The following is a 26,328-nucleotide window of genomic DNA, read 5'->3' on the forward strand; positions in this document are numbered from 1 at the left end:
ATGCTGACGGCCTGACCGCTACCCGGGTCGACCCGATGCCGCTATGGTCAACCCCCTGCTCGCAACAGCGGACCATCCCAGCGTGACCCTCCCCGACCTCGACGCCCTGCCCCCGCTGGAACGCGCCGTTCTGCGGCTTGAGGCCCTGGCCGGCCCATCGACCGGCAAGAAGCGCCTGCTGGAATGCCTGAACCAGGCCCGAGTGGTGCGGCCGGCCTGCACCTGGGAGGCGTTCTCGACGGCGCGGCATGACCTGCACCGCCGGGGGCTGCTGGACGAAACACTGGCCTGCCCGCCGGCCCTGGCGCAGGCCGTGGCGGTCGCGGCGCTGGAGGAGGTGGAGGGCCGGGCCCTGGCGGCGGCCATCCGCGCCCGCATGCCGGCGGAATCCCAAGCCTATTGGGACTTCCGCCAGGTGGAGAACGACGTGTCCCGGGCGCTGCGCCTGGCCATCCTGATGAACGATGAGGCGGAGTTCGCACGCGTGGCGGGCCTGACCCGGCGGCCGATCGAGGATCTGGACCCGTTCAACGCCGCCTTCACCACCGTGCCTGTGGGCGCGGCCTGGCTGGCCACCCGGACGCCGGCCATCCAGCGCGTGCTGATGGTGCTGAAGGCCAACCACTGGGTGGCGACCGGCGAAATGTCCGCCGATTACCCCCACTTGGTCGATCAGTGCCGGCGCGACCCCACCCTGCGCGCCGCCTGCTTCGCCCAGATCGCCGATTTCACCCTGCTGAGCGGCAGGCTGGACGCGTTGGCTGAGTTGGTGGCGGGCCCCCTGGAACCGGCCGCGGGCATCCCCGCCGACGCCCCGGCCGCCTTCGCCGCCGCGCACGCCCTGCTGTCCGGGGATGCGCCCAAGGCGGTCACCCTGTTCACGGAGGCCCTGACCCTGCGCCGGCGGGCCACGCGGACACGCAAGGGCGGCCTGCCCGGCTATATGGGCCTGCTGCATCTATGCGCCCTGCTGGCCGCCGGCGGGGCCCAGAACCACGCCGCCATGGCGACGCTGCTGCAGGGCAAGGGCGTACCCGGCGGCGGCGCGCCGTTGGGCCAATTGGCGCTGGAGGCGCTGTACGACCTGGTGCGCAATAACGCGGAGGCGGCGGTGACGGGCCTGAAATGGGCGCTGGGCGCGGTGGAGCGCATGGCCACCCCCTCGCCTGTCAGCCTGGGCATGATGGCCGTGGCCGCGGCGATCATCGATCCGCCCGCCGCCCGCGCCCATGGCGACATCTGGGCGCTGCACTTCCACCGCCTGGTCCCCACCATGCCCCTGGCCGCCGACCTGGTGGCGGAGGCGTTGGAGCGTGTGGCCGACGACCCCGCCCCCTATCAGGCCCATCTGGCCCGCCCGGACCGGCAGGCGCGGCTGCGCTTCCTGTCCCTGGTGCCGGTCAAGGAGGCCTGGGAGCGGGCGCTGGAAAACCTGGAGGGACTGCTGGAGCCGCCGGCGGCGGCGGAGAAGAAGACCACGGGCAAGCGCCTGGCCTGGCTGGTCGATCCCGGCAGCGGCGCGGTGGAGCCGGTGGAACAGGTGCAGCAGCGGGGCACGACCAAAAGCCCCACCCAGGGCTGGAGCGTGGGACGCCCCGTCCAACTGAAGCGCCTTTACCAGGGCGATGCGCAGCTGCCCTATCTGGACGATTTCGACCGGCGGGTCATCGCCACCATCGCCCGGGATTACGACGGCTGGGGCCACGGCCGGTCCCGCTATGAGTACTACCTGCCCCCGCGCGACGCGCTGCCGGCCCTGGTGGGGCATCCGCGCGTGTTTTATCGGCGTGAGCCGGGCCCGCCGGTGGAGCTGGTGGCGGCGAAAGCGGAGCTGGTGCTGGCCAAGGCCCGGGGCGGCTATCGCCTGGCGTTGTCGCACCCGGCCACGGAGGCCGATGCCGTCATCGAGGTGGAAAGCGCCACGCGCTGGCGCGTGGTGGTGATTGATGAGAAGGCCGTGGCAGCGGCCCGCGTGCTGGGCAGCGAGGGCATCACCGTGCCGACGGCGGCCCGCGACCGCCTGTCCGCCATCGCGCGGCGGCAGTTACCCGACCTGCCGGTGCGGGTTGAAGCCACGGAGCTGGACGAAGGCCGGACGGAAGAAGGCGATCCGGCACCGGTGGTGCGGCTGCGCCTGCTGGATCCGGGGCTGAAGGTATCGCTGATCGTGCGGCCGCTGGGCCCCGATGGCCCGCATTTCGTGCCGGGGCGGGGTAGCCGCCGCGTGACGGGCCTGGGCCGTCGCGCCCTGCGCGACCTGGCCGCGGAGGAGCGGTTGGCCCAGGCCCTGGCCGATGCTTGCCCCAGCCTGGGCGGTGAGGGTTGGGAGTGGGAACTGGAAGGCCTGAGCGCGGCGCTGGAGTTCCTGAGCGAGTTGAAGACCCTGCCCCAGCCGCCAGCCCTGGAATGGCCGGAGGGGCAGAAGCTGACCCTGCGCGACGCGGAGGCCAGCGCCAGCCATTTCAGCACCACCGTCAAGAGCACCGAGAGCTGGTTCGCCGTGGCCGGGTCGCTGACCGTGGATGAGGGGCTGGTGCTGGACCTGAAGGACCTGCTGACCCGGCTGGAAGACGCGCCGGGGCGCTTCGTGCCCCTGGATGACGGCCAGTTCGTGGCCCTGGACCGCCATTTCCGCCAACAGCTGGACCGTCTGCTGCGCCTGGGCGGCAGCGGGTTGAAGGTGCCGCGCGCGGCGGGGGCCGCCCTGCGCGACCTGGTGGAGCAGGCGGCGTCGGCCAAGGTCGACACCGCCTGGCGCACCTTCATCCAAACCCTGGATGACGCGGCGGCCTGGCAGCCGCGCCTGCCCAACGGCCTGACCGCCGAACTGCGCGAGTACCAGGCGCAGGGCTATTTCTGGCTGAGCCGCCTGGCGCGCTGGGGGGCCGGCGCCCTGCTGGCCGACGACATGGGCCTGGGCAAGACGGTGCAGGCCATCGCCTTGATGGCGTCCAAGGCGGGCGACGGCCCCCTGCTGGTGGTGGCGCCCACCTCCGTCGCCGGCAACTGGCAAGGCGAACTGGGCCGCTTCGCCCCCGGTCTGACCGTCCACCGCCTGGCCGAGACGGGCGGACGGGGGGAGGTGCTCAAGACCCTGGGTCCCGGCGACGTGCTGGTCACCACCTACGGCCTGCTGGTGCGTGAGGAGGAAAAGCTGGCGGCCATTCCCTGGGCCGTGGCCGTGCTGGACGAGGCCCAGGCCATCAAGAACCCGGACACGCGCCGCGCCCAGGCCGCCCGCGCCCTGACCGCCCGCTTCCGCCTGGCGCTGACCGGCACGCCGGTGGAAAACGACCTGGATGAACTGTGGAGCCTGTTCCAGTTCACCAACCCCGGCCTGCTGGGCAGTCGCAAGGCCTTCGCCCAGCGCTTCGGCACGCCCATCCAGGCGGCGCGCAACCCGGGCGCCCGCGCCGCCCTGCGCGCCGTGGTGCAGCCCTTCCTGCTGCGCCGGACCAAGGCGTCGGTGCTGTCCGAACTGCCACCGCGCACGGAGCAGACGCTGCTGATCGAGCGCGGGGCCGAGGAGATCGCCTTTTACGAGGCCCTGCGCCGCCGGGCCCTGGAAAAGCTGGAGGAGATGTCGGGCGAGCGGTCCCGCATCCACATCCTGGCGGAGATCACCCGCCTGCGGCAGGCCTGCTGCCACCCCGACCTGGTGGCGGCCGACGCGGACCTGCCCTCGGCCAAGCTGGACGCCTTTCTGGAGCTGGTGGAGGAACTGCGGGAGGGCGGCCACCGCGCCTTGGTGTTCAGCCAGTTCGTCGGCCACCTGGCGCGGGTGCGCACCGCCCTGGACCGCGCCGGCGTCACCTATCAGCTGCTGGACGGCAGCCTGACGGACAAGGAGCGCCAGCGGCGGGTGGCCGCCTTCCAGGCGGGCGAGGGCGACCTGTTCCTCATCAGCCTGAAGGCGGGGGGCGTGGGTCTGAACCTGACGGCGGCCGATTACGTCATCCACCTGGACCCGTGGTGGAACCCCGCCGTGGAGGACCAGGCGTCGGACCGCGCCCACCGCATCGGCCAGCGCCGGCCCGTCACCATCTACCGCCTGATCCTGAAGGGCAGCATCGAGGAAGGCATCGTGGCCCTGCACGGCCGCAAGCGCGACCTGGCCGACGCCCTGCTGCAGGGCGCCGACGCCGCCGGCCATCTGTCGGACGAGGACCTGCTGGAACTGATCCGGGGTGTGGGCTGAGCTGAGCGGCGGGCCTGTGGTAGGCATGGCGTCATGCCCCAGCCCGCTTCCATCGTCGACATCGTGGACGAGGACGCCAAGCGCCGCGCCATTGAGGAGGCGCGGGCGTCAGTCGCCGCTGGCGATGTCGTGGATCACGATGTCGTCGTGCGATGGCTTGAGCAGTTGCTGGCGGGGGAAAAAGTCCCTCCAGTATCGGGGCTGATCCCGGCTACCAGTGCCGGTCCACCCAGATCCATCCGGCGATGAAGCCGCCCAGCACGGCCAGCAAGGCGATGGTCAGGCCCAGGCTGCGGACGAATTGGCCGAACTCACCCTGCTTGTGCGCGCTGCGGGCCGTCAGCAGCAGGTAGGCCGCCACCAGGGCGCCGATGATCGCCCACACGGAAACGCCCTGTATCCAGCCCCTGACGGCGTCGCTGAGGTCGTAATACCAATCGGGCATGACACAGGGTCCGGTCCAAAAAACACGGGGCGGGACGCCCGGTCAGGCGCCCCGCCCCCCTTAGACGATAAGGCTCAGTTGCGATAGGCCGGCGGCAGGGTTCCGTCCGGCGTCAGGTAGCGGCGGGCCAGATCCTGCGCCCGGCTGGTCAGCGGCGCCTCCACCCCGCGGACGAAGACATGCTCCGCCACCGACAGGATTTCCAGGGGATCGCCCGACCACACCACGAGGTCGGCATCGCGGCCCGGCTCGATGGAGCCCGCCCGGTCGTTGAAGCCGAAGACCTTGGCCGGGGTGGCGGTGATGGCTGCCAGAGCCGCCGGCCAGGGCATGCCGTGGGCCACCGCGTTGCCGGCGTTGTAGCGCACCTGGCGGGCATAATGGCCGACATAGGGCCCCTTGATCACCACGGTGGCGCCGGCGGCCTGCAGGATGGCCGCGTTCTCCAGCCGGGCATTCAGGCTTTCGAACTCGCGCGGCAGGTTGGCCAGGGGGTCGACCACCACCGGCACGCCGGAGGCGGCGATCTCCGGCGCCATCATCCAGCCTTCCTCCACCCCATCCAGGATGAGCTTCAGCTTCAGCCGCTTGCCCAGTTCCAGGGTGCGGCGGATATCGGCCACGCGATGCACGCCCACCAGCAGGGGCGTCTTGCCCTGGATGACGGGCAGCAGCGCCTCCAAATCCTCCTTGCTCTGGCGATAGGGGCGGTGCGCCCCATGCTCGTACCCGCCCTTGTTGGCGGCGTAGCTGGCCGCCTCCTCCAGGCTGGATTCCAACAGTTGCAGCACGCCGCCATGGCTGCCGCCCAGATGCTCCGTGGCGTCGGAGCCGACATCCACCACCAGCACGGCCCGGCGCTTGGTGATGCTGTCGGTGCCGCCGGACATGTCGACCACCGCCGCCTGGCCGGCGAACAACCGCTCGCCCTTCTTGTCGCCCCGTCCGGACAGTTCGGGCGTGACCAGCGCCCGGGTGACGCCGCCGACGCGGGCCACGGGCACCAGCATGGAGGCCGGGTTGATGCCCAGCGACACGTCGAAGGAGGCCGACATGTCGGCCGTCGCCCCGGCGAAGTCGTTGCTGGAGGCCTCGCCCTCCACCTCGCCGGCGCCCAGGCTGGTGTCGCTGGCCACCAGGCCGGGCGTCACGATGTGGCCCTTGGCGTCCACGCGGCGGGCGTCCGCCGGGATGGCGACCGAGGCGCCCACCGCCTGGATACGGCCGTCGCGGATGAGGATGGTGCCGGACGGAATCTCCCCCGCCGGGCCCATGGTTTCGATGCGGGCGTTGGTGATGGCCACCGTTTCGGCACGCGCGGCGCCGGCCAGCAGGCTGAGCGTGGAGGCCGCCGCCATCAGGATGTGACGGGCGCTCATCGCGGCTGCTCCGTGCTGGTGGTCAAGACGGGGCGGCCGGGACCGACACCCTGCGGCCCGGGATGGGCCGGGCCGGTCTGGCCCAGTTCGAAGTCGGACTTGGGCTGCACCGCCGGATCGTGGCGGTCATAGACCAGGGCGCCGTCGATGAAGACCTGGTCGGCCGTGGCATAGACGCTGAAGGGGTCGGCGCTCCACAGCACCACGTCGCCCATCTTGCCCGGCTCGAGCGTGCCGGTCTTGTCCAGCACGCCGATGGACTTCGCGGCGTTGGCCGTCACCCACTTGATGGCCTCGGCCTCATCGATCTGGATGCCCAGACGCCGGCCGGCGGAGAGGGCGATGGTGGCCTCCTGCACCAGATGCTGGGTCAGGATGTCGTCGTCGGAATGGATGACGGTGCAGACGCCGGCCTTTTGCAGCAGGGCGGCGTTCTCCTCGATGCCGTCATAGGCCTCCATCTTGAAGCCCCACCATTCGCCCCAGGTGGCGACGCAGATGTCCTCTTTCTTCAGGACGTCGGCGATCTTATAGGCCTCCGACCCATGGTGGAACATGGCGATGTGGAAGCCGAACTCGTGCGAGATGTCGATCATCTGCGCCATCTCATCGGCGCGGTAGCAGTGGTTCTGCACCAGGATGCTGCCGTCCAGCACGCCGGCCAGCGTGTCCATCTGCAGGTCGCGCTTGGGCGCGTCGGGGGCCTTGTCGCCCTTGCCGGCCTTGTAGTCAGCCAGCTTGCGGCGATAGTCGTCCCACTTGCGCCGGTATTCCTGGGCGTCGATCCAGGCCTTGCGATAGCCGAAGACGTTGCCCATGCGGGTGGCCGGGCTGCGGCCCTTGCTGCCGTAGACGCGCTTCGGGTTCTCACCGCAGGCCATCTTCAGGCCGTAGGGTGCGCCGGGAAACTTCTTGTCCTGTACGGTGCGGCCGGGAACGTTCTTCAGGATGACGGCGCGGCCGCCGAACAGGTTGGCGGAACCGGGCAGGATCTCCAGCGTGGTGATGCCGCCTTCCAGGGCGCGGATGAAGCCGGGGTCCTGCGGCCACACCGAATGCTCCGCCCACACCTGCGCGGTGTTGGGGTCCGTCATCTCGTTGCCGTCGGAATTGGCCCAGACGCCGGGTGAGGCATAGACGCCCAGATGGCTGTGGGCGTCTATGATGCCGGGGGTCACGTACTTGCCATGGGCGTCGATGACCTTGGCGCCGGCCGGCACGGCGATATCCTTGCCCACCGCCGCGATCTTCCCGTCCACCAGCACCACGGTGCCGCCGTCGATGCGGGCACCGGTGCCGGTGAAGATTGTGGCGCCCACCAGGGCCGTCGTCACCGATGGCAGGGGATGATAGGTGCTGGGGAAGGGGTTATTGTCCTCGACCGGGTCCAGGCCGGCATAGACCGGCTTGTCCTTGGCCTTGTCCCCGCCGGACGCGGCGGTGTCCTGGTGCGCGTTGGTGGCGCAGGCGCCAAGCAGCGCCAGCGCGGCCACCAGCGGGACCACGCGATGGTGTCGTTTCATGGAAGTGTCGTCTTCCTGTTCTGCCGGGTGCCCGAAAAGCGCCGCGCCCAGGAATGGGAACGGCCCCTGCGCCCCTGTTGATTGTTCTAATGCCCCAAGGGGTTAAGAGGGACCGCCTCAAAAAAGGACGGTGCCTCACCCTTGTTGACAAGGTTAACAGAGGGTGGGGCGCCTGCCTATGGCGCAGTGCTCGCCGGCATCATCCGGCCGCCGCCTCCAGATACAGGGTGGCCAGCTCACCCGCGGTGGTGAATTGGCGGAAGCCGGCCCGGAAGGGATCGGTGCCGGTCAGCTGCTCCAGCGCCACCAGCAGGGTGGCGAGATCCAGGCTGTCGAAGGGCAGGCCGCCGTCCAGGAAGCGCGTTTGCGGCCCGAAGGCACCAGCCCATGACTCGCCCTTGTCGGCCAGGATCTTCAGGACCTCGGTATGGATCAGCGCCAGCATGGCGCCGCTGTCCAGTCCGATCGCCGTGGGGCCATGGGTGCTCATTGGTGAAACTCCGTCAGCAGGGTGTTGACCTGGGTGGCCGCCTGGGCCTGGGGCATGTGGCCAACGCCCGGCAAGCGATGCAGGGGAACATGGGGGGGCAGGGCACCCGCGTCCGGCGGGGGAACGATGTCATCGGCCTCACCCCAGATCAGTTGCAGGGGCGGCAGCGGCTGGGTCCAGTCGAACTGGGGCGGGGCGGCGGCGATGTCGGCCACCAGCCGGTCCAGCAGGCGGATCAGGGGGGCTCGCGCCGCCGGGTTGGCCAGACGGGCCAGGAAGGCGCGCGCCAGCGCTTCGCGGTTGGGCGGCGCCCCCCCGAACAGCCGGTCGATGAGGCCACGCGCCTGGTCCAAGGTCTCCAGGGTACACAGCGCCTGCAGGAAGGCGGCGTCCACCCGGCTGCCCAGGCCGGCGCAGGCGATCAGGCTCATGCGCCGCACGCGATCGGGATGCCGCTCGGCCAGCAGCAGGCTGACCCGGCCGCCCATGGAATGGCCGACGATGTCGGCCCGTTCCACGCCCAGCGCATCCATCAGCCGCACCACCCAATCGGCAACCCCACCCAGGCCGGATGGGATGTCGAGGGTGGAGGCGCCATGGCCCGGCAGGTCCACCGCCAGCACGCGGCGCCCCGGCGACCCGGCCACCCCCTTCACCAGGGCCTGGACATTGAACTGCCAGGACAGGGCGTCACCGCCGAACCCATGGATCAGCAGCAGGGGGGCGGCGCCATCGTCCTTGGGACCTCGGTCAATGGCGCCGCCGGGGCCGCCGGCGAAGCGCAGCACCCGGCGGCCGGCCAGCAGCCGTTCAGGCTCGATCTCCACCGCCATCCTCAGGCCGTGACGTGATCCGACACCAGGGCCAGAAGGTCGTCCACGGTCTTGGCCTTGGCCAGATCCTCGCCCGCGACCACGGTGTTGAACTTCTCATCCACCAGGGCGATGAAGCTGATGACCGCCAGGCTGTCCCAGCTGTCGATGCCGTCCAGCTCCTCGCCCCCCTTCAGGGTGCCGGGGTCCAGCTCCAGCATCTCGTCCAGCGCGGCCAGGAATTCGTTCCGGTTCATGGGATCGTCCTCTTTCTTTTGGGTCGGGTCAGTCTTTTGGTCAGACCAGGGGCTTCTGCACCACATCGCGGTTCAGCAGCACCCAATCGGGATGCCGGCGCAGCACGTCCAGACAGTCGGTCCAGGTGAAGTGCGGATTCGCCGGCAGTAACTCTTCAAGCAAACGGCGGACCAGCTGGAAATCCTCCACCGTGTCCACGCACCAGCGTTGCATCCCCATCTCCACCGGCGCCGGTCCTTCGGGCGGCAGGGCGCCCAGGCGGAAGCGGTCGGGCCGGCGGTAGATGAAGGGCGTCACATGCTCGCGCTCAAAGGGTTCCCTTGCCTCTTGCCACGCCGCCTGCAAGGCCGTCATTGACATGGCTTCGGCATCCAGGCCGCGCGGATAATGGCCGATATCGACGGCGGCATGGTCCAGGGGCGGGTCGGCCGCCAGGAACAGGGCCAGCAGCCGGTCGATCAGGCCGGGGTCGATCAGGGGGCAGTCGCCCGTCACCCGCACCACCACGTCGGCCCGCTGGGCAAGGGCGGCCCGGCAAAAACGATCCAGGACGTCCTGCTCGCTGCCACGGAAGCAGGCCACGCCCAGGCCGCGGCACAATTCGGCGATGGGGTCGTCCGCCGCCCGGTCGCTGGTGGCCACCACCACCTCGTCCACCCGGGTGGCGCGGCGCAGGCGGTCGATCTGATGGGTCAACAGGGGCTTGCCCGCCACGGTCAGCAGCACCTTGCCCGGCAGGCGGGTCGATCCCATGCGCGCCTGGGTGATGCAAACGACGCGGGGCTTCTGGGCCGGGCCGGTCACGGCTGGACCATGCCCCAGTCGAGGGGTAGGCCGGCCTCCAGATCACGGGCGGCGCGGGCACCCAGCACCTGGTCCAGATGCTTGGGCGGCAGGCCGAGGCCCGGCCGGACGGAGCGGACGTTGGCGGGCGTGAACGCCTCCCCCGCCTTGACCGGGGCCGAGACGTAGAGGGAGCGGCGGAAGGACCGGCCACCAGCCTCCGACGGTTTCACCGCATAGCCGACCTGGCCCAGCGCCGCGTGGGCGACACGGCAAGCGTCGGCCATGGCCTTGAACTCCGCCGGTTCCAAAGAGAAGGAGGCGTCGACCCCCCCCTCGGCCCGCGACAGGGTCAGATGCTTTTCAATGACCACGGCGCCCAGCGCCACCGCCGCCACCGGCACGGCGATGCCATGGGTGTGGTCGGACAGGCCGGTGGGCACGCCGAAGGCCTGGGCCAGGTGGGGGATGGTGCGCAGGTCGCATTCCTCCGGCGGGGTGGGATAGCCGCTGGTGCAGTGAAGCAGCACGGGATCGGGCGTGCCCGCCGGCGCCGCGGCCCGCGCCGCCGACACCGCGTCGTCGATCTCACCCAGCGTGGCCATGCCGGTGGAGATGATCAGCGGCTTGCCCTTGGACGCGGCATAGCGGATCAGCGGCAAGTCCACGATCTCATAAGACGCGATCTTGAAGGCCGGCGCGCCCAAGCGGTCCAGAAGGTCCACCGCCGTGGGATCGAAGGGGGAGCTGAAGAGGGTGATGCCGATGTTGGCGGCATGGGCGAACAGCTGAGGGTGCCAGGCCCAGGGGGTGTGCGCCTCTTCATACAGCTCGTGCAGGCTGCGGCCATCCCACGGGCCGCCATGGATCTGGAATTCCGGCCGGTCGGACTTCAGGGTGATGGTGTCGGCGGTATAGGTCTGCAGCTTCACCGCGTCCGCCCCCGCCTCCTTGGCGGCGTCGATCAGGCGGAGCGCGCGCTCAATCTCCCCCTTATGATTGCCGGACATCTCGGCGATCAGGTAAGGCGCCTGGCCGGCGCGGAAGGTGAGACGGGCGGGATCGGACATGGCGGACCCTCGGGCAGAGGCGAATTGCTTACAAAGCTGTCACCCCTTGATAGCACCTTGCGGGGGGCGGCTGGAATGCGCTTCGATAAGGCCGCTTTCGCCCCGAGGGTCAGAAAGTGGCACTACGCACGGGCAATCCATGGACACCGACCTTCAGGGCTTCGAGAACGAGGGGATGATTGCCCGCAACCTCGTGCGCAACAAACCGCCGGCATGGAAATACCACCTGACGGTCGAGTTGCTCCGGGCCAGGACTCACACCCTGGGACGGACATGGATGGATGCCAAGCGCATGGTCCACATCGGCTCCCTCCACCCCATGCCCGCGGACGAAGCCACCCTGTTGCTCCGACAGGGGTGGACCGGGATCGGCCCAATAGCCACCGCCCTCGTCGACTTATTGAGGACGGCTCTCAATGACGCCATGGCGAGAGAGAGACCAGCCATAGACATCCTGCGGGCCTGCGACGCGCTGGCCGAAACCGCCGGCAGGATCGTCAGCCTGGGGATGGAAATCACCCGCGCAGCCCTGCCACGCCAGCACGAAGACCTGCGCTCGCTAATGATCGAGCTGGTCGATCACTTTCTGGACGAGTTCGAAGACATCTCCCGGCGCTTGTCAAAAGTGGTGATCAACGCGGAGCCGGGAAGTTCCGAAACGCTGACCTTCACCTTCACGGCGCCGCCCCACTGGCAAGAGCGTATCCAGGCCGCGGCTCGGCGTCTGGTCGATTGAGCGGGGCTCACCCCGCCGTGCGCGCCACGTCCAGGCCGGCCAGGTCATGCATGCGCAGCAGGCCCAGCACCTTGTTGTCCGCGTCCACCACCGGCAGGACATAGACCTGCGACGGGCTTTCCATCTGGGCCAGGGCGGCCATGGCCGTGGTGCCGGTGCGGCAGGTGCGGGGCTTGGGCGTCATCAGGGCGCGGGTGTCGCGGTCCAGCAGGTCCTTTCCCACGCGGGCCAGGCCGCGGCGGATGTCGCCGTCGGTGATGAGGCCCAGCAGCCGGTCGTCCGCGTCCACCACCAGGGCGGCGCCGGAGGGGTGGCGGGTCATTTCCAGCAAGGTTTCCAGGATGGGGCGGTCAGGCCCCACCAAGGCCACATGGTCCGGCGCCCTGGCCATCAGGTCATCGACATAGGCGCCCAGCACCACGCCCAGGGTACCGCCCGGATGGTTACGGCCAAAATCCTTGGCGGTAAAGCCCTTCTCCGTCGCCACCGCCACCACCAGGGCGTCGGCGAAGGCCAGCATGGCGGTGGTGCTGGCCGTCGGCAGCTTGGTGTCCGTCGCCTCGGACTCCACATGGACCTTCAGCGTCCAGTCGGCCATGCGCGACAGGGTGGACGGCACGCGCCCCACCATGGCCGCCACCTTCACGCCGCGCGGCTGCGCCGCCTTGGCCACGTCCACCAGTTCCTGGGTCTGGCCACTGTTGGACAGCAGGATCAGCAGGTCGCCCTCGCGCAGCAGGCCCAGTTCCCCGTGCAGGCTGTCGATGGCGCTGTAATAAAAGGCGCGGGCGCCGATGCTGGCCAGCTTGCTGGCGAACTGCCGGGCCACCAGGCCGGATTTGCCGATGCCGGCCACCAGGGTATTGCCATGTTCGCCGCAGATGTGGGCGACCACGTCCAGGAAGTCGCCGTCCAGCGCCTCCACCTGGTGCAGGACGGCGTTGGCCTCGATGCGCAACAGATCGGAAGCGGCGGCAAGGGCGGCGGCGCGGTCGATGGTCATGCGGGCGGTATCCATTACCTTGAGGTCGAGACGGGCCGGCGATGAGGCCCGGGAAATTTGCGCAACGGTGTAGCGCAAAGGGCAGGTGCCCACCACGCGCCAGATCACACCGGCAGCCGTGTGCCGCGCGTATGGTGGGGTTGCGGTCGCCCCTACACGTCCACGTCAAAGCCCGCCGGCGCCAGCCGAGCCCGGGCCCGGTGCGCCATGCGGGCGTACGCCCCTTCCAGCCGACGGCAGAAGGTGTCGGTGTCGAAGGGGCCGCCTGGCCGACCGCGCGCAACTTCCAACCGGGCACGTACGTCCCTGAGTCGCTCGGGATTCCTGGCCAAATCCAACGCCGTGGCCTCGTACGCCGCTAGGTCGTACGTCACCAGATCGGGCAGGTCCAAGGCCAGCAGAAGGCTGGCCGCGACCCGCGACGCGAAGGGACCGCCCGCGCGGGTCAGGACCGGCAGCCCGGCATAGAGCGCATCCGCCGCCGTGGTGTGGGCGTTGAACGGATGGGTGTCCAGGAACAGGTCGGCACAGGCGTGGCGGGCGAGATGATCGGCCATGCGCCCCTTGGGCAAGGTGGGCGCCACCACCAACCGGGCCGGATCGACGCCCTGCTTTGATAGCGTTGCCTGCAATGCAGGCAGCGCCGCCTTCGGATCCAGCAGCCAAAGAACGGACGCCGGCAGGGCGGCCAACAGACGCGCCCAGCAGGCGACCACCTCCGGCGTCAATTTCTGGGCGGCGTTGAAGCAGGCGAAGACGAAGGCGTCCGCCGGCAGGCCCCAGTCGGCGCGGGCGCTGGGCGGCCCGATGGGGCGCCCGGCATCGTTGGCTTGGTAGCAGCCGGGCAGGCGCACCACCGCCTCATCCCAATACACCGCGCGATCCGGGGGCAGCACGACGGCATCGGCCAGGACATAGTCGGCACCGGCGCCCCGGCCCAAGGTGCCGGGATAACCCAGATATTGCACCTGGACCGCCGCCGGCCGCAGCGCGACGATGCCGGGGCGCCCGCCCTCGGTATAGCCCTTGAGGTCCACCAGGATGTCCACCCCGGCGGCGCGGATGGCCTGGGCCGCCGCCCGGTCGTCCATCCCCCGCAGGTCGATGAAGCGGTCCGCCCCGGCCATGAGCCGGGCGCGCAAGGCGCTGCCGTCGTCGGGACCGTAGGAGAAGGCGGTGACGGTAACCGCCGCGCGGTCGTGCCGCTCCAGCACGCCGGCCATGAGATAGGCCGTGGGATGCTGGTGCCAATCGGCGGACAGGTAGCCGATGCGCAGCGGCTTTCCGGCCGGTCCCAGGCTGGCCGGCGGCAGGGGCGGCCCGGCGGCGCGGGCCACGGCGGCGGCGTGCAGGCGGGCCGCGCGCTGGTGCCAGGCCTCGTCCACATCCAGGCACAAAAGGCCGAACGGCGGTGCGCTGTCGTCGCCGGCCTTGATGGCCGCCAGCAGGTCCGGCGTCAGCGCCGCGACATCGTCCCACCGGCACAGGCGGGCGTCGAGGTGGACCAGATGGGCCAAGGCCCCCGCCCGCCGGCTGGTGCCGTGCCGCAATGCCGCCTGCAGGCAGGGCAACGCCGCCAGGTCCCGGTGCCGGCGTTGCAGCAGCGTCCCCAAATTCAGCCAGGCGTCGGCCATGTCGGGCCGCTGTGCCGTCAGGGTGCGGTACTCCGCCTCCGCCGCGTCCAGATCGCCCTGATCCTCCAGGACGGAGGCCAGGTTGAAGCGGGCGTTGGCCTGCGCCGGATCAGCGGCCAGCGCCCCGCGCAGGACGGATTCCGCCTCGGCCAAACGGCCCAGGCGGTGCAGCGCCACACCCAGGTTGGCGCGCGCGGGGCCATGGGCCGGGTCCAGCGCCACGGCCTGTTCCAAGGGCGCCAGCGCCTCCGCCGGGCGGTCCAGGGTCAGGAGCAAGGTACCCAGGGCGAAGGCGGCGTCGGCGTACGCGCGATCCCGGACCAAGGCGGCGCGGAACGCCGCCTCCGCCGCCGGCATGCGGCCCACCGCGGCGCGCAGGCGGCCCAGGTTGGTCAGGATTTCCGCATCGGGCCGCAGGGCGGCGGCACGGGCCACCAACCCTTCGCCCGCCGCCGGATCCCCCTGCTGGCCGCGCAACACCCCCAGCAGATGCAAGGCGTCCGGCTGGTGTGGCGCCGACGCCAGCACCTGGGCATAGAGGGCCGCCGCCTCATCCAGGGCGCCGGCCTGGTGCCGGGCCACGGCTCGGGCCAGGAGTTCACCCATCGCGTCCCCAGACGCGGCGCCTGCGCCGGTCATGGGGCCAGCCAGGCGCCCAGCCGGGCGGTGAGGCGCGACAGCGGCGCCCGCCAGTCGGCCATCTCCTCCTGCCGCAATTGCAGCAGGCTGGGATACCAGGGACTGTCCAGCCGGCCCTTTTGCCAGCGCCAGCACCCGTCATAGCGGTTCAGCAGCCAGACCGGCCGGCCCAGCGCACCGGCCAGATGGGCGACGGACGTGTCGACGGTGACCACCAGATCCAGGTTGGCCACCAGGGCCGCGGTGTCGGCGTAGTCCGACAGATCCGCCGTCCAATCGATCAGCCCCAGGCCGGCAGGGGCGGCGGACCCAGGCGCGGCTGGAGGGGCCTTCTGCAGGCTGATGAAGGCCGCCTGGCCGACGAAGCGCGCCAGCGGCGCCAGCAGCGCCGGATCCAGGCTGCGCCGGATGTCAACAGGATTGCCCGGCGCCCCCGCCCAGCACAGCCCCACTCGGCGCCGGCCGGCCGCGACCGCGTTCAGCCGGCTGCCGAAGGCGGCCACCTGGGCGGGATCCGGCGTGAGATAGGGCCGGTCCATGGCCAGGTCGGCGGCGGTGGCGAGGCCCAGCCGCGCCGGCAGGCTGAGCAGGGGGCAATAGGCGTCATAGGCCGGCAGGGGATCCGCCGTGGACACGACCTGCGCCATACCGGGCGCGGTCGCCAGCAGGCGCGCCAGTTCCGGCTGGCAGGCCAGGATGACCCGGGCGCCCTTGGCCGCCAGCGGGGCGATGAAGCGGGCGAACTGCAGGCTGTCGCCGCGCCCCTGTTCGCTGTGGACCAGGATGGTCCGGCCGGCCGGGTCGGCGCCATCCCATTCCACCCCCGGCGGACGGGCGAGAACGTGCCCCGGCCGATGGCGGCGCGCCTCGAACTGGGGCCAGCCGGCGGCATAATCGCCGGCCATCAGCAGGGCGACGGCCAGATCCCACCGCGCCTCCGCCCCCTGTTGATCCAAGGGCTGGCCCGGCGGGGGCGTGGTGATCTCCACCGCCCGGCGCAGAAGGGTCAGCGCGCGGGGCAACTGCCCCCGGTCGGTCAGGGCGACACCCAGGTTGATGAGGGTGGCGGCATGATCCGGCGCCAGGGGCACGGCCCGGTCCAGACAGGCGATGGCGGCAGCCAGGCGGCCGGTGGCGTGCAGCAGGCCGCCCAGGTTGGCCATGGCGTCCACATGACCAGGATCAATGGCAAGCGCCTGGCGATAGGCTTCTTCTGCCAGATCGAAACGGCCCTGGGCCTTCAGGGCCGTGCCCAGGTTGCTGCGATAACTGGGATTATCCGGGGCCACCGCCGCCGCCAGCGTCATGCTTTCGGTGGCGCCGTCCAGATCGCCCAGTTGCACGCGGGCCAAGCCCAGCAGGTGCAGGGCCGCGTGGTTGCGCGGCTCCGCGTCGAGGATGAGGCCATAGAGGGTCACCGCCGCGTCCAGCCGGCCGGCGACGTGATGCTCATAGGCAGCGGAGAGGGCTTCGGTCACACTGGCCATGGCGGCAGAATGAGGGTTCCGGGCCGGCGGGACAAGGCCGGGCTGATGAAGGGCCAGGCCAAAGGGGGGTCCGGCAATGAGGATGGACGCGGGAATGACGGACAGGTTGGCGACGATGCGGGCGGCGTTGGCACCGGGAAACTACGGCGCCGCCACGGCGGCGGGAGAGACGGCAAGGCTGTTCGCCCGTCTCTGGCACTTCGTGGGCTTCAGCGATGAGTTGGAGGCGCCCGATGGCTATCTGGTGCGGACCATCGCCGGCGTGCCGGTGGTGGTGCAGCGTTTCGACGAGGATATCCGGGCCTTCCGCGACATCTGTTCCCACCGCCATGCGCGGCTGCACCGCGGGGACTGCGGCCACGGCCCCCTGCGTTGCCCCTATCATGGCTGGACCTACAACCGCGACGGGGTGCCGGCGGGCATCCCGGGCAACGACCCGAGCTTCCAGTTGGACAAGGCGGACAAGGCGGCGTTGGCCCTGACGCGGTATGAGGTGGCATCGCGCGGCCGCTTCGTCTTTGTCCGCCTGGTTCCCGGCGGCCCGCCCCTGGACGACTGGCTGGGCCCGCTGGGCGCCTGGCTGGATGCCGTGTCCAACGGGTTCGCGCGCCCCTTCGACCAGGCGCCGCTGGACTGGCGGACCGACTGGAAAGTCGGGATGGAGAATGTGCTGGAGGTCTATCACGTCGATGCCGTGCATCCGGAAACCTTCCGCACGGTCACGGCCGGGACCTGGGTCTGCGCCGCGCATGGCCCCCACAGCACCGGCAGCATCGGCCTGACCGCCGAGACCCGCCGCTGGTGGGACGGGGTGGCCAAGCGGCTGAAACTGACGCCGCTGACCGAGTTCACCGATTACGACCACGCCATCATCTTTCCCAACCTGGCCATTGGCCTGACCGCCGGCCTGATGGCCAGCGTACAGACGTACGAGCCGGTGTATGCGCCGGATGGCGCGGTGCTGCCCGGCCGCTGCCATCTGCGCTATCGCCTGTCGCTGGCCAAGCCGCAGCCCGGAGCCAGCGCCGCTGCCCGCCAGGGTGTCGAAGGGCATCTGGCCGACTTCAACCGCCGCCTGCTGGCGGAGGACCAGTCCGTGGCCGAGGCCGCCTGGGCGGGCAGCCAGCAGGCCGACCAGCCAGCCCTGCTGGGTCATAACGAGGGACGCATCCGCGCCTTCCATACCGCCTGGCTGGGGGAGATGGGCCGGTAGGAGATGGCCGGTGGATGTGGGAGAGCGGGGCCCCTACCGGCGGCTGGATATCCAGGCGTCCACCTGCTCCGTCAACAGGTCGAGCGGCAGGGAGCCGGACAGCAGCACCGCATCGTGGAAGGCGCGCTCATCAAAGCGGTCGCCCAGCGTATCCTCCGCCCGGCGGCGCAGGTCCAGCAGCGTCAACTCGCCGATCTTGTAGGCCAGGGCCTGGCCTGGCCAACCGACGTAACGCCGGAGTTCCGTCTCGATGTTATGGGGCGCCAGGGCGGTGTTGTCGGTGAAACAGGCGCGGGCTTGGTCCAGGGTCCAATGCTTCCAGTGGATGCCCGTGTCGGCAACCAGGCGGCAGGCCCGCCACATATCGAAGGACAGACCACCGAACCGCTCATAATCATCGCGGTAGATGCCCATCTCATCCCCCAACTGCTCGGCATAGAGCCCCCAGCCCTCGCCATAGGCGTTGATGTAGGCGCGGCGGCGAAAGGCGGGCAGGTCGTCCAATTCGGCCGCCAGGGAGGTTTGCAGATGGTGCCCGGGCACCGCCTCATGCAGGGCCAGCGCCGGCAGCTCGTAAAGCGGGCGCTGATCCAGCTTGCTGGTGTTAACCATGAAGCCGCCGGCGATACCCCTGGCGGCATCGCCCGGGAAATAGCGGCCGGTGGTGTACGTGTCCTCGATGTCGCGCGGCACCTCGCGTACACCGTAGGTCAGGCGCGGCAGGCGGCCGAAATGGGCAGGCAGACGATCGTCGATACGCTTGGCGATCTCCGACGCCTTTTCCAGCAGGCCCTGACGGGTGGTGACATAGAAGCGCGGATCGCCGCGCAGGAACGCCTGGAAGTCCTTGAAGTCGCCGGCGAAGCCGGTACGGCGGATCAGCGCCTCCATCTCCGCCCGGATGCGCGCCACCTCCCTCAGGCTGATCTCATGCACGGCATCGGGCGTCAGCCGGGTGGTGGTGTGGTGGCGCACGGCCCAGGTGTAATAGGCATCGCATCCGGAAGATCCCGCGCCGCCAGGCTTTCCGGTGCCGCCGGCCGGTATTCCTGTTCCAGGAAGGCGACGAAGGCGCGCTGCGCCGGGCGTACCTTGTCGGCCAGGATGTGGCGCGCCCGCGCCCGCCAGGATGCAGCCTGATCGGCCGGAATGGACGACGGCAAGGCAGCCAGGGGCGACAGCAGACCATCCTCTTCCAGCGGCGTTTCCGCCTGCCGGCGCGCGGTTTCCAGCACCGCGTCCACGATCAGGCGCGGCTGCACGAACCGGGTGGCGATGCCGCGCCGGGCATTGGCGATATTGGCGGCGTAATAGTCCGGCACCGCCTCCAGGCAGGCCAGCCAGGACTCGGCCTCCGCCGTGTCATGCACCCGGGTGCGGTTGGCGGCATAGGTCAGGGTGACGTGAAAGCCGCTGTCGCTGTTGAAGGGCATGCGGTCGAGGTCGAACGCCATGCCGCCCAGGCGGTCCTCCGCATCCCAGCGCATGAAGCGATAGGTCAGGCGATCCGGGGGCGTCAGGCGCCGAGCATCGACCGTGTCCAGGCGCTGGACGAAGGCCGCCATCTCGCGCCGCCGTTCCGCCGCGGCCGCCGGACTGACGTCGGGCAGGCAGCGCCCCTCCTCCTTCCGGCCCTGCAACAGGGCGTCGTACTCCGCGACCAGGGGCCCGAGTCCGCTCGGCCGGGTCCAGCCCGCCGCCGGCGCCAGCGCCACCATCGTCACCAGGAGAATAGCTACCGTCCTGCCCATATGCCGTCCCATCCGCTTTCCTTCAGAAGACGGAATCGGCCGGCGTCGGGCAAGGGCGACGATGGATGATGCGCGGCGATGAACGGGATGGCGATCAGACGGCGACCGGCGCCTGGGCGCCCGCCAATTGCGCATAAAGCGCGCCCACCTTGGCCATCTGCACCTCGGGACGGAAGCGGGTGAGGTCCACGCGGGGGGCGCGGACACGCCCGTCAAGCGCGGCCAGCAGCGTTTCCGCCATCGCCGGCGCGTCCTCCGGCGGGCAGAGGAAGGGATAGCCGGCCCCCAGGATTTCCAGCGGTCCGCCCGTGCGGGTGGCCACCAGGGTCACGCCGGCATCGGCGTATTCCAGCAGGGTGAGGCCAAAGGGTTCATGGCGGGAGGAGACGACGCCAAGGTCCAGGGCGGAGAGATAGCGCCGCACGTCAGGACGGAAGCCCGCGAACACCACATGGTCGTCCAGGGCCAATTGCGCCACCTGATGGCGAAGGGCCTCCATTTCCGTACCCTGGCCGAACAGCACAAGGCGGGCATCGGGCCGGTGGGCCCGCAGCCGGGCATAGGCGGCCACCAGCACATCGAACCCCTTGCCCAGTTCAAGCCGTCCCATGCCGCCGATGACGGGCGCGTCCGCGGGCAAGCCCAGGACCGCGCGGGCCTCCGCCCGGGTCAACATCCCGGTTTGCGGCAGTACCCAGTTATGGACGGTGACGGACCGGTCCTGCGCCGCCGCCGGCATCATGCCCGCCTGGTAATCGGCGATGCGGATGATGCCGTCGAACCGGTCATGCAGCCCGGCGCGAAAGCCGTTGTGCAGGGTGACGACGCGCGGGCAGCCCGGCCGGCAGCGCAACACCCGCCGGGCGGCGGTGTTGAGGTGGGCGTGCACGATGTCAGGGCAGAGTGCCAGCAGCTTCCAGAACAGTGCGGCGGTGCGCATGCGCGATGGCAACCACACGACGGACACACGTGGATCCAGCGACTGCGCCAGATGGCGGGCGCCAGCCCCGCCATCCTCACCCGGCCCCAGGATGACCACCACCTGATGGTCATCGGCCTGGAACTCCGCCAGTTCCATCACATGCTTTTCCGCCCCGCCGAAGCCGTGGGGAATGATGACATGGGCAATGCTGGTCACCGCCCCCGAAGCGGGCGGGGACAGGCGTCGGATCCCGCCGCGGGCGGCGGGACTATCTGATAAGGCGATGGAGGACATGCCGACGCACTTCTCCCCTACGGATTGAATAGTTCCGCGGGCGACGGATACGGGTGCGCCGCGCGGCGGCGCCAGGCTGAACAGGCCGCCGCCACGGATGGCCAACTGCTTCGGCACGCCCCACCTGTCACCCACAGAATGGCAACTGTTCCGTTATACGCCGGGGATGGTGCTAACCTGTCGCAGGCTTGTAACATAGGGGTCCAAACGGACTATCCGATCAGGGCAGTTCTCCGATCAGAACACCAGACGGCATCTGCCCCCCGCCGATCAATCATTGTCCGCGACCACCCGCCAGGCGCCATCCGGCTGCTGGCAAGCGGTGCCGTAGGCCTGCTGCGTCTGACCACCGATGGTCACGTTCTGCTGGAACTCTCGACAATATTGCCCGTCGGTCGTGTGGCCATCGCGCAGCGCGATGACGCTGCCGCTGGCGTTGCCGTCGTTCCAGACGACCGGCTGGCCCACCGGCGCCATGGTGGCGCGGACCTGGGCGTCCTCAAGGGCGCGTTCTTGCTGCTCCGCCAGGCTGTCCAGCAAGGTAAGGGTGATGGCGGTCAGGCCCAGCCAGCGGTAGGCCTCCTCATCCCGATAATAATGACCGTAGCCGGTGTAATAGACACCGTAGGGCCGCAGCACCACCACGTCCCGATACAGGTGGCGGCGGTATTCCGGAACGAGGACCGGTCCCCGGCCATAGATGAAGACGTCACGCTCCCGGAAGTGGCCGTAATGCGGCGCCCAAGGGCCCGGGCCCCGGTGGTCGTCCCAGCCCCGATGCTCCTCCCAACGGCGGTCGTCACCCCGGTGGTGATCATCCCAGCGGTGGTCGTCTCCCCGATCCTGGGCCATGGCCGGCGCGATGGTGGTGGAGACGGCCACGATGGTGGCCAATGCCAGACTGGAAAGGGTGCGGAACGATAAGCGGCGCATACCGGAATTCCTGTTCATCAAAATCAGCATGGCCCGGTTCGGGACCATCACAGCCAACGGGTAGGTCGGCTTGATAAAAGCCAGCCATTGCGACCGATTTATGGCCGGTGGCGGGCAGGATCAAGGGCGACGCACCCGCCCAATGTTGTTCCAATTGTGGAACGCGGAATACCGATAAGCCCAACTACCGCCAGAATCGTCCCAGAAATATAGTTCAGACACCAACCAGATAGACCCGGCCCCCGAGCCCCCGCAGCCCCGCCGCTAGGACCCGACGCCAGGAAAGGAGACGACGATGACGACGCTTTGCCTCGCTTGCCCCAACCGCTCGGCTCCGGCCGACCGCGCCGCCATCCGCGCGGCGGTGATGAACACCATCGGCACCCGGGCTCGCACCCTGCTGCCCGCCCTGCTGGCCCTGACCGGGCTGTCCTTCGACCAGATGGTCGTCCTGCGCGCCGGCCTGGACATGGTGCTGCAGGGTACCCGCAGCGGCCGCTTCCACTGATCCATCGCGACCGGGCTCCCCCCGAGTCGCGCCCCGGCCGATCCAATGGCCGGCCCCCTTTTCCCTTTATCCAATATACTTCGCCCTCCCGAGGCGATCCGCGGGTTCCGGCCCGCCCCCAACCCCCCTCACCTGCCTAAAAATTCCTCTGACTGCCGTCCGCCTGGGCGCCAGGTGCCGGACGCACGGGTGAATTTGACCGTTTGGTCAGTTTTTTCTTTGGTCACCCCCCGCGCTGTCACACAGTGATCATCAACAATCCCTATGACTGCGGGAACGGTCGGTCGGCCTGATGGGGGCTGCGGGCGACGGTTGCGGATATGGGGACGGGACGGGTCGAAACCCGCCTGAATGGGGGAATCACGCGCCCAGGCCTCTGCCAACCGCATCGAAGGGGGACGGAGCGATGGCCGCTACAACGATAGGGTCCAGACAGGTATCAACCATAGACGGCACCGGACGGCGCGGACGGCGGCTGGGGCTGGCGGCACGCCTGGGACTGGCCTTTGGCGCCATCATCCTGGCCATGACGGTCATCATCGGCCAAAGCTGGCTGACCTACGCCCGCGTCGACAGCACGCTGAACGGCATCGTCGGCGTCACCCTGCCCCGGCTGGACACGCTGGATGCCCTGACCCGCGCGGCCGAGGGGCTGGCCGGCACCTCGATGGATGCCTCCATCGCCGCCACCCATGAGGAAGCGCAGGCCACGCGCAAGGCGCTGACCCAGGCGGAAAAGGCGTTCAACGACGCCCTGCGCCAGGCCAACGCCCAACTGGGCCAAACCGCGCAATTGGAAGAGTTGAGGGTACTGGGCGGCCGCTTCTCCGCCCTGCTGCAGGTATTGAATGGCGCGGAGGACGCCCGCTGGCGCCTGCGCCAGGCCGTGGCGACGCAGGAGCAAGCCGCGGCCGAGGCCGATGCACATGCCCAGGCGGCGGTGATGCGCGCGCTGGGCCACGCGCCCACCCCCGCCCTCCTGTCCACCCTAGCGGATCTGCGGGCCGTCGCGACCCTGATGGCCGCCCCCGCCGCCGCGGGGGAGGACCCGGCGGCGGCCAAGGCCGCGCTGGCGGACGCCCTGGCCCACCTGCGCGCCACTCAGGCCACATTGCCGGCCGAGACGCGGGCCGCCATCGGTAGCAGCCTGGATACCCTGACCCGCGTCGCATTGGGGAACGCGGCACCGGCGGCACCGGGCTTCGGCGATGTCACCGCCGGTGGTCTGGCCGTGATGAAGGGGCGCCTGGCCGACGCGCAGGACCAGAGCGCCCGGCTGTTGCATCAGAGCGCCGCCATCGCAGCCCGGGTGCAGAAGCTGGGCGCGGAACTGGGCGCCGAGACCCAGGCTGAGGTGCGAACCCAGGCAAGGGCGCTGGGGGATGTGGCGGCCTTCGCCCGGCGTCTCTTGGTGGCGTCCGGCCTGGCCGGCATCGCCATCGCCGTGAGCGTGGCCGTCTTCTATGTCGGTCGCAGCATCGCCGGGCGCGTCGCCAACCTGTCACGCGGCATGTTGAAGCTGGCGGGTGGCGACCTGGACGTGGAGATCGACACCCGGGGCAGCGATGAGATCGCGGAGATGGCGCGCACCGTCACCGTCTTCCGCGCCAACGCGGTGCAGGTGCGCCAGCATGAGGCCCAGTTGGCGGCCGAGCGTCGGGAAGCGGCGGAAAAACGCCAAGCCGCCATGGCGGCCATGGCCGATGGCTTCGAACAGTCGGTGGGCGGCATCATCGCGGCGCTGGTGGACGCGGCGGCGCAGATGACGGCCCTGTCGCAGAGCATGGGCCACTCGGCCGACGCGACCGCCGCGCAGGCCAACACCGTGGCCCAGTCCAGCCAGGCCGCCTCGCGCAACACCCAGACCGTGGCGGGTGCGACCGAGCAGCTGTCCCTGTCGGTGCGGGAAATCAGCGGGCAGTTGCAGCAGGCCATCAGCATTTCCCAGCGCGCCAATGAGGAGGCCGACGGCGCCGCCGGCATGGTGGAGCGGCTGACCGGCGCCGCCGAGCGCATCGGCAGCGTCACCCGGCTGATCGACGACATCGCCGGCCAGACCAACCTGCTGGCGCTGAACGCCACCATCGAGGCGGCCCGCGCCGCCGCCGCCGGCAAGGGCTTCGCCGTGGTGGCCAGCGAGGTGAAAAGCCTGGCGGGCCAGACCTCCAAGGCCACGGGCGACATCGCCGGCGAGGTCGCGGCCGTGCGTGGCGCCGTGGACGCGGTCGTCGATTCCATCCGCCAGATCGGCGGCACCATCGTGCAGCTGAGCCAGGTGTCCAGCACCATCGCCGCGGCCGTGGAGCAGCAGAACGCCGCCACCGCCGAAATCAGCCGCTCGATCAGCGAGGCGGCGTTGGGGGTGGAGGAGGTTAACAGCACCATCGGGCAGGTCCACACCGCCGCGCTGTCCACCGGGGAGGCAGCCAACCAGGTGCGCGAGGGTGCCCAGGGATTGGCCGACCAAGCGGCCCGCCTGAACGACGCGGTGCGCCGTTTCCTCGACCAGGTTCGTGCCACCGAAGCCGCCGCGTGAGGAGGGCCAAGTGAGGAAGAATGCCATGACCCGATTGGTTCTGATCGCCTTCGCGGGCGCTTTTTTCGCCAGCAGTGCTTGCGTTGCCAGCGCCGCGCCCTTCAAGCCCTGCGTCGTTTATACGGAGGCGGGCAAGTTCGATAAGAGCTTCAATGAAATGGCCTACGACGGCAGCCAAGCCTTCGCGCAAAAGACGGGCGTGGCCGTGGCGGAGTTCGAACCGTCTGGCGAGGATGCCTACCCAGGCGCCTTGCAGTCGGCGGTTTCCGCTGGATGCACCGACGTGGCGCTCATCGGTTTCCGATTCCAATCCGCGCTGGCCGCCTTCGCCCCCCAGCATGCGGACGTCCGCTTCACCCTGTTTGACGGTGTGGTCCCGGGAAACAACGTCGCCTCCGTCTTGTTCGCCGAGAACGAGGGCTCGTACCTGGTCGGGGTGGCGGCCGCACTGGCCAGCAAAAGCGGCACGGTGGGATTCATCGGCGGCATGCCGGCGGCGGTGATCGAGCGTTTCGAAAAGGGCTACGCCCAGGGCGTCAAGGACACCCGCGCCGACGCCACGGTGCTGACCGGCCTGGTGGCCGCTGACCCCAAGGGCTTCTCCGATCCTTTCGCGGCGTCGGAGATCGCGCGTGACATGATGCGGCATGGCGCCGACGTGCTGTTCCCGGCCGCCGGCGTATCCGGCCTCGGCGCCCTGGACATCGGCAACTCCACGGGCGCGCTGGGCGTGGGCGTGGATAGCAACCAGAACTATCTCTACCCAGGCCGCATGCTGACCTCGATGGTCAAGCGCTTGGACGTCGCCATAGACCGGGCCTTCGACGCGGGGCGCCAGCAGACCTTCAAGCCGGGCATCACCCGCCTGGGGTTGAAGGAGGGCGGGGTGGACGTCGTGGTGGACGCTGACAACCGCGCCGTCTGGACGCCCGCCATCGTCGCGGCCGTGGCCCGCGCCCGCCAGGCCATCATCAGCGGCCAGGTGAAGGTCGCCAGCCCCAGTTAGGACGCCCTAACCTGGGCGCCCTACAGGGCATCGTGGAAGATGATACCCAGCGTGTGGCGCTGACCGGAGCGGACGCGGCTGACCCCGTGGCGCGAGGTCACGCGATAGCTGCCCCGGCTGCCCGATACCGGACGGTGGTGAACCGCGAAGACGACGGCGTCACCTTGGCGCAAGGGCACCACTTCCGCCCGCGATTGCTGACGCGGGCGCTGTTCGGTGATCACGAACTCCCCACCCGTGAAGTCGCGTTCCGGTTCCGACAGCAGGACGGCGACCTGGAGGGGGAAAACGCGCTCCCCATACAGGTCCTGGTGCAGGCAGTTGTAATCGCCCGGACCATACCGCAGCAGCAGCGGGGTGGGCCGGGCCTGCCCCGCCTCGTGACACATCGCCAGGAAGTCCGCGTGTCTGTCTGGATAGCGCACCTCCTCCCCCAGCCGCCGGGCCCATTGGTTGGCCAGGGGCGCCAGCCGGGGGTAAAGCGCCGTGCGCAGGGCCTGTACCGCCGGCGGCAGGGGGTAGGCCCAATACTTGTACTCCCCCATGCCGAAGCCATGACGGGCCATAACGACACGGCTGCGGAAGCCCGCCTCCGCCGCGTACAGCGCGGCCAGGCTCCGGCATGTGTCCGCGCTCAACAACGCCGGGAGTACAGCGTTGCCGTACGTGTCCAAGGTCTTATGGATAGACGTCCAATCGTAAGTCACA

Annotated in this window: 22 protein-coding genes; 6 read left to right on the forward strand and 16 right to left on the reverse strand. The window is 69.9% G+C overall.

Annotated elements, in window-relative coordinates; all coding sequences use genetic code 11:
• The first annotated feature begins 82 nt into the window (after nt 1–82).
• Nucleotides 83–4,198 carry a DEAD/DEAH box helicase gene (locus FBZ90_RS19595; protein ID WP_145734677.1) on the forward strand — a complete coding sequence of 1,372 codons (4,116 nt, stop codon included), beginning with the start codon at nt 83–85 and terminating at the stop codon, nt 4,196–4,198.
• A 211-nt stretch (nt 4,199–4,409) separates the two neighbouring features.
• Here the strand turns inward: FBZ90_RS19595 and FBZ90_RS19600 are convergent, their stop codons facing one another.
• From FBZ90_RS19600 to pseI, 8 genes are all read right to left on the reverse strand, one after another.
• A complete protein-coding gene (locus FBZ90_RS19600) occupies nt 4,410–4,643 on the reverse strand; it encodes a hypothetical protein (RefSeq protein ID WP_145734678.1) in 234 nt (77 codons plus the stop codon).
• A gap of 74 nt (nt 4,644–4,717) precedes the next feature.
• Nucleotides 4,718–6,022: an amidohydrolase family protein gene (locus tag FBZ90_RS19605; protein ID WP_145734679.1), complete on the reverse strand. Its 1,305-nt coding sequence runs from the start codon at nt 6,020–6,022 to the stop codon at nt 4,718–4,720.
• On the reverse strand, nt 6,019–7,545 hold the full coding sequence (locus tag FBZ90_RS19610; RefSeq protein ID WP_186455933.1) for an amidohydrolase: 1,527 nt from the start codon (nt 7,543–7,545) through the stop codon (nt 6,019–6,021). Before FBZ90_RS19610 ends, FBZ90_RS19605 begins: the two co-directional genes overlap by 4 nt.
• A gap of 199 nt (nt 7,546–7,744) precedes the next feature.
• Entirely contained in the window at nt 7,745–8,035 is a 291-nt protein-coding gene (locus FBZ90_RS19615) for an acyl carrier protein (RefSeq protein ID WP_145734680.1), read from the reverse strand.
• Nucleotides 8,032–8,862 (reverse strand): alpha/beta fold hydrolase, encoded by an 831-nt coding sequence (locus tag FBZ90_RS19620; protein WP_186455934.1) that lies wholly within the window; start codon nt 8,860–8,862, stop codon nt 8,032–8,034. The genes FBZ90_RS19615 and FBZ90_RS19620 overlap by 4 nt, the downstream gene beginning before the upstream one ends.
• Nucleotides 8,863–8,870: 8 nt before the next feature.
• The gene (locus tag FBZ90_RS19625; protein ID WP_145734682.1) at nt 8,871–9,104 is read right to left on the reverse strand and encodes a phosphopantetheine-binding protein; all 234 of its coding nucleotides are present in this window, start codon (nt 9,102–9,104) and stop codon (nt 8,871–8,873) included.
• Between the two features lie 40 nt (nt 9,105–9,144).
• A complete protein-coding gene (locus tag FBZ90_RS19630) occupies nt 9,145–9,909 on the reverse strand; it encodes a cytidylyltransferase domain-containing protein (RefSeq protein ID WP_246130533.1) in 765 nt (254 codons plus the stop codon).
• Nucleotides 9,906–10,958 carry a pseudaminic acid synthase gene (gene pseI, locus FBZ90_RS19635; protein WP_145734683.1) on the reverse strand — a complete coding sequence of 351 codons (1,053 nt, stop codon included), beginning with the start codon at nt 10,956–10,958 and terminating at the stop codon, nt 9,906–9,908. Before pseI ends, FBZ90_RS19630 begins: the two co-directional genes overlap by 4 nt.
• A 139-nt stretch (nt 10,959–11,097) precedes the next feature.
• Here pseI and FBZ90_RS19640 point away from each other — a divergent pair, with 139 nt between their 5' ends.
• Nucleotides 11,098–11,694, forward strand: a complete 597-nt coding sequence (locus tag FBZ90_RS19640; protein ID WP_145734684.1) for a hypothetical protein — start codon at nt 11,098–11,100, stop codon at nt 11,692–11,694.
• A gap of 7 nt (nt 11,695–11,701) precedes the next feature.
• Here the strand turns inward: FBZ90_RS19640 and FBZ90_RS19645 are convergent, their stop codons facing one another.
• The 3 genes from FBZ90_RS19645 to FBZ90_RS19655 all read right to left on the reverse strand — a co-directional run bounded on the left by FBZ90_RS19645 (nt 11,702) and on the right by FBZ90_RS19655 (nt 16,457).
• Nucleotides 11,702–12,697, reverse strand: coding sequence for a KpsF/GutQ family sugar-phosphate isomerase (locus tag FBZ90_RS19645; protein ID WP_246130534.1), 996 nt, complete (start codon nt 12,695–12,697; stop codon nt 11,702–11,704).
• Nucleotides 12,698–12,849: 152 nt separating this feature from the next.
• Entirely contained in the window at nt 12,850–14,937 is a 2,088-nt protein-coding gene (locus tag FBZ90_RS19650; protein WP_186455935.1) for an O-linked N-acetylglucosamine transferase, SPINDLY family protein, read from the reverse strand.
• Between the two features lie 29 nt (nt 14,938–14,966).
• Nucleotides 14,967–16,457: a tetratricopeptide repeat protein gene (locus FBZ90_RS19655; RefSeq protein ID WP_145734687.1), complete on the reverse strand. Its 1,491-nt coding sequence runs from the start codon at nt 16,455–16,457 to the stop codon at nt 14,967–14,969.
• A gap of 94 nt (nt 16,458–16,551) precedes the next feature.
• Here FBZ90_RS19655 and FBZ90_RS19660 point away from each other — a divergent pair, with 94 nt between their 5' ends.
• Nucleotides 16,552–17,670 carry an aromatic ring-hydroxylating oxygenase subunit alpha gene (locus FBZ90_RS19660; protein WP_186455936.1) on the forward strand — a complete coding sequence of 373 codons (1,119 nt, stop codon included), beginning with the start codon at nt 16,552–16,554 and terminating at the stop codon, nt 17,668–17,670.
• Nucleotides 17,671–17,703: 33 nt separating this feature from the next.
• Here the strand turns inward: FBZ90_RS19660 and FBZ90_RS28910 are convergent, their stop codons facing one another.
• The 4 genes from FBZ90_RS28910 to FBZ90_RS19675 all read right to left on the reverse strand — a co-directional run bounded on the left by FBZ90_RS28910 (nt 17,704) and on the right by FBZ90_RS19675 (nt 21,570).
• Nucleotides 17,704–18,645: a DUF885 domain-containing protein gene (locus tag FBZ90_RS28910; RefSeq protein WP_211102197.1), complete on the reverse strand. Its 942-nt coding sequence runs from the start codon at nt 18,643–18,645 to the stop codon at nt 17,704–17,706.
• Nucleotides 18,618–19,421, reverse strand: a complete 804-nt coding sequence (locus FBZ90_RS28915; protein WP_211102199.1) for a DUF885 family protein — start codon at nt 19,419–19,421, stop codon at nt 18,618–18,620. The genes FBZ90_RS28910 and FBZ90_RS28915 overlap by 28 nt, the downstream gene beginning before the upstream one ends.
• 94 nt (nt 19,422–19,515) lie before the next feature.
• Nucleotides 19,516–20,754: a glycosyltransferase gene (locus FBZ90_RS19670; RefSeq protein WP_145734689.1), complete on the reverse strand. Its 1,239-nt coding sequence runs from the start codon at nt 20,752–20,754 to the stop codon at nt 19,516–19,518.
• Between the two features lie 153 nt (nt 20,755–20,907).
• Nucleotides 20,908–21,570, reverse strand: a complete 663-nt coding sequence (locus FBZ90_RS19675; RefSeq protein WP_145734690.1) for a hypothetical protein — start codon at nt 21,568–21,570, stop codon at nt 20,908–20,910.
• Nucleotides 21,571–21,865: 295 nt separating this feature from the next.
• On the opposite strand from FBZ90_RS19675, the gene FBZ90_RS19680 reads away from it, so the two are divergent.
• From FBZ90_RS19680 to FBZ90_RS19690, 3 genes are all read left to right on the forward strand, one after another.
• Nucleotides 21,866–22,078, forward strand: coding sequence for a hypothetical protein (locus FBZ90_RS19680; protein ID WP_145734691.1), 213 nt, complete (start codon nt 21,866–21,868; stop codon nt 22,076–22,078).
• Between the two features lie 406 nt (nt 22,079–22,484).
• A complete protein-coding gene (locus FBZ90_RS19685; RefSeq protein ID WP_186455937.1) occupies nt 22,485–24,614 on the forward strand; it encodes a methyl-accepting chemotaxis protein in 2,130 nt (709 codons plus the stop codon).
• A 25-nt stretch (nt 24,615–24,639) separates the two neighbouring features.
• Nucleotides 24,640–25,620, forward strand: a complete 981-nt coding sequence (locus FBZ90_RS19690; RefSeq protein WP_145734693.1) for a BMP family ABC transporter substrate-binding protein — start codon at nt 24,640–24,642, stop codon at nt 25,618–25,620.
• A gap of 20 nt (nt 25,621–25,640) precedes the next feature.
• Here the strand turns inward: FBZ90_RS19690 and FBZ90_RS19695 are convergent, their stop codons facing one another.
• On the reverse strand, nt 25,641–26,258 hold the full coding sequence (locus tag FBZ90_RS19695; protein ID WP_246130536.1) for a 2OG-Fe(II) oxygenase: 618 nt from the start codon (nt 26,256–26,258) through the stop codon (nt 25,641–25,643).
• Nucleotides 26,259–26,328 lie beyond the last annotated feature (70 nt).

The organism is Nitrospirillum pindoramense (genome assembly GCF_007827955.1).
Lineage (GTDB): Bacteria > Pseudomonadota > Alphaproteobacteria > Azospirillales > Azospirillaceae > Nitrospirillum > Nitrospirillum amazonense_B.

Coding starts and splice junctions, on each gene's coding strand:
- FBZ90_RS19640 (WP_145734684.1), top strand. CDS start 11,098: ATGGACACCGACCTTCAGGGCTTCGAGAACGAGGGGATGATTGCCCGC.
- FBZ90_RS19675 (WP_145734690.1), bottom strand. CDS start 21,570: ATGCGCCGCTTATCGTTCCGCACCCTTTCCAGTCTGGCATTGGCCACC.
- FBZ90_RS19680 (WP_145734691.1), top strand. CDS start 21,866: ATGACGACGCTTTGCCTCGCTTGCCCCAACCGCTCGGCTCCGGCCGAC.
- FBZ90_RS19605 (WP_145734679.1), bottom strand. CDS start 6,022: ATGAGCGCCCGTCACATCCTGATGGCGGCGGCCTCCACGCTCAGCCTG.
- FBZ90_RS19685 (WP_186455937.1), top strand. CDS start 22,485: ATGGCCGCTACAACGATAGGGTCCAGACAGGTATCAACCATAGACGGC.
- FBZ90_RS19600 (WP_145734678.1), bottom strand. CDS start 4,643: ATGCCCGATTGGTATTACGACCTCAGCGACGCCGTCAGGGGCTGGATA.
- FBZ90_RS19625 (WP_145734682.1), bottom strand. CDS start 9,104: ATGAACCGGAACGAATTCCTGGCCGCGCTGGACGAGATGCTGGAGCTG.
- FBZ90_RS19610 (WP_186455933.1), bottom strand. CDS start 7,545: ATGAAACGACACCATCGCGTGGTCCCGCTGGTGGCCGCGCTGGCGCTG.
- pseI (WP_145734683.1), bottom strand. CDS start 10,958: ATGTCCGATCCCGCCCGTCTCACCTTCCGCGCCGGCCAGGCGCCTTAC.
- FBZ90_RS19645 (WP_246130534.1), bottom strand. CDS start 12,697: ATGACCATCGACCGCGCCGCCGCCCTTGCCGCCGCTTCCGATCTGTTG.
- FBZ90_RS19690 (WP_145734693.1), top strand. CDS start 24,640: ATGACCCGATTGGTTCTGATCGCCTTCGCGGGCGCTTTTTTCGCCAGC.
- FBZ90_RS28915 (WP_211102199.1), bottom strand. CDS start 19,421: ATGGGCAGGACGGTAGCTATTCTCCTGGTGACGATGGTGGCGCTGGCG.
- FBZ90_RS19615 (WP_145734680.1), bottom strand. CDS start 8,035: ATGAGCACCCATGGCCCCACGGCGATCGGACTGGACAGCGGCGCCATG.
- FBZ90_RS19655 (WP_145734687.1), bottom strand. CDS start 16,457: ATGGCCAGTGTGACCGAAGCCCTCTCCGCTGCCTATGAGCATCACGTC.
- FBZ90_RS19660 (WP_186455936.1), top strand. CDS start 16,552: ATGACGGACAGGTTGGCGACGATGCGGGCGGCGTTGGCACCGGGAAAC.
- FBZ90_RS19650 (WP_186455935.1), bottom strand. CDS start 14,937: ATGGGTGAACTCCTGGCCCGAGCCGTGGCCCGGCACCAGGCCGGCGCC.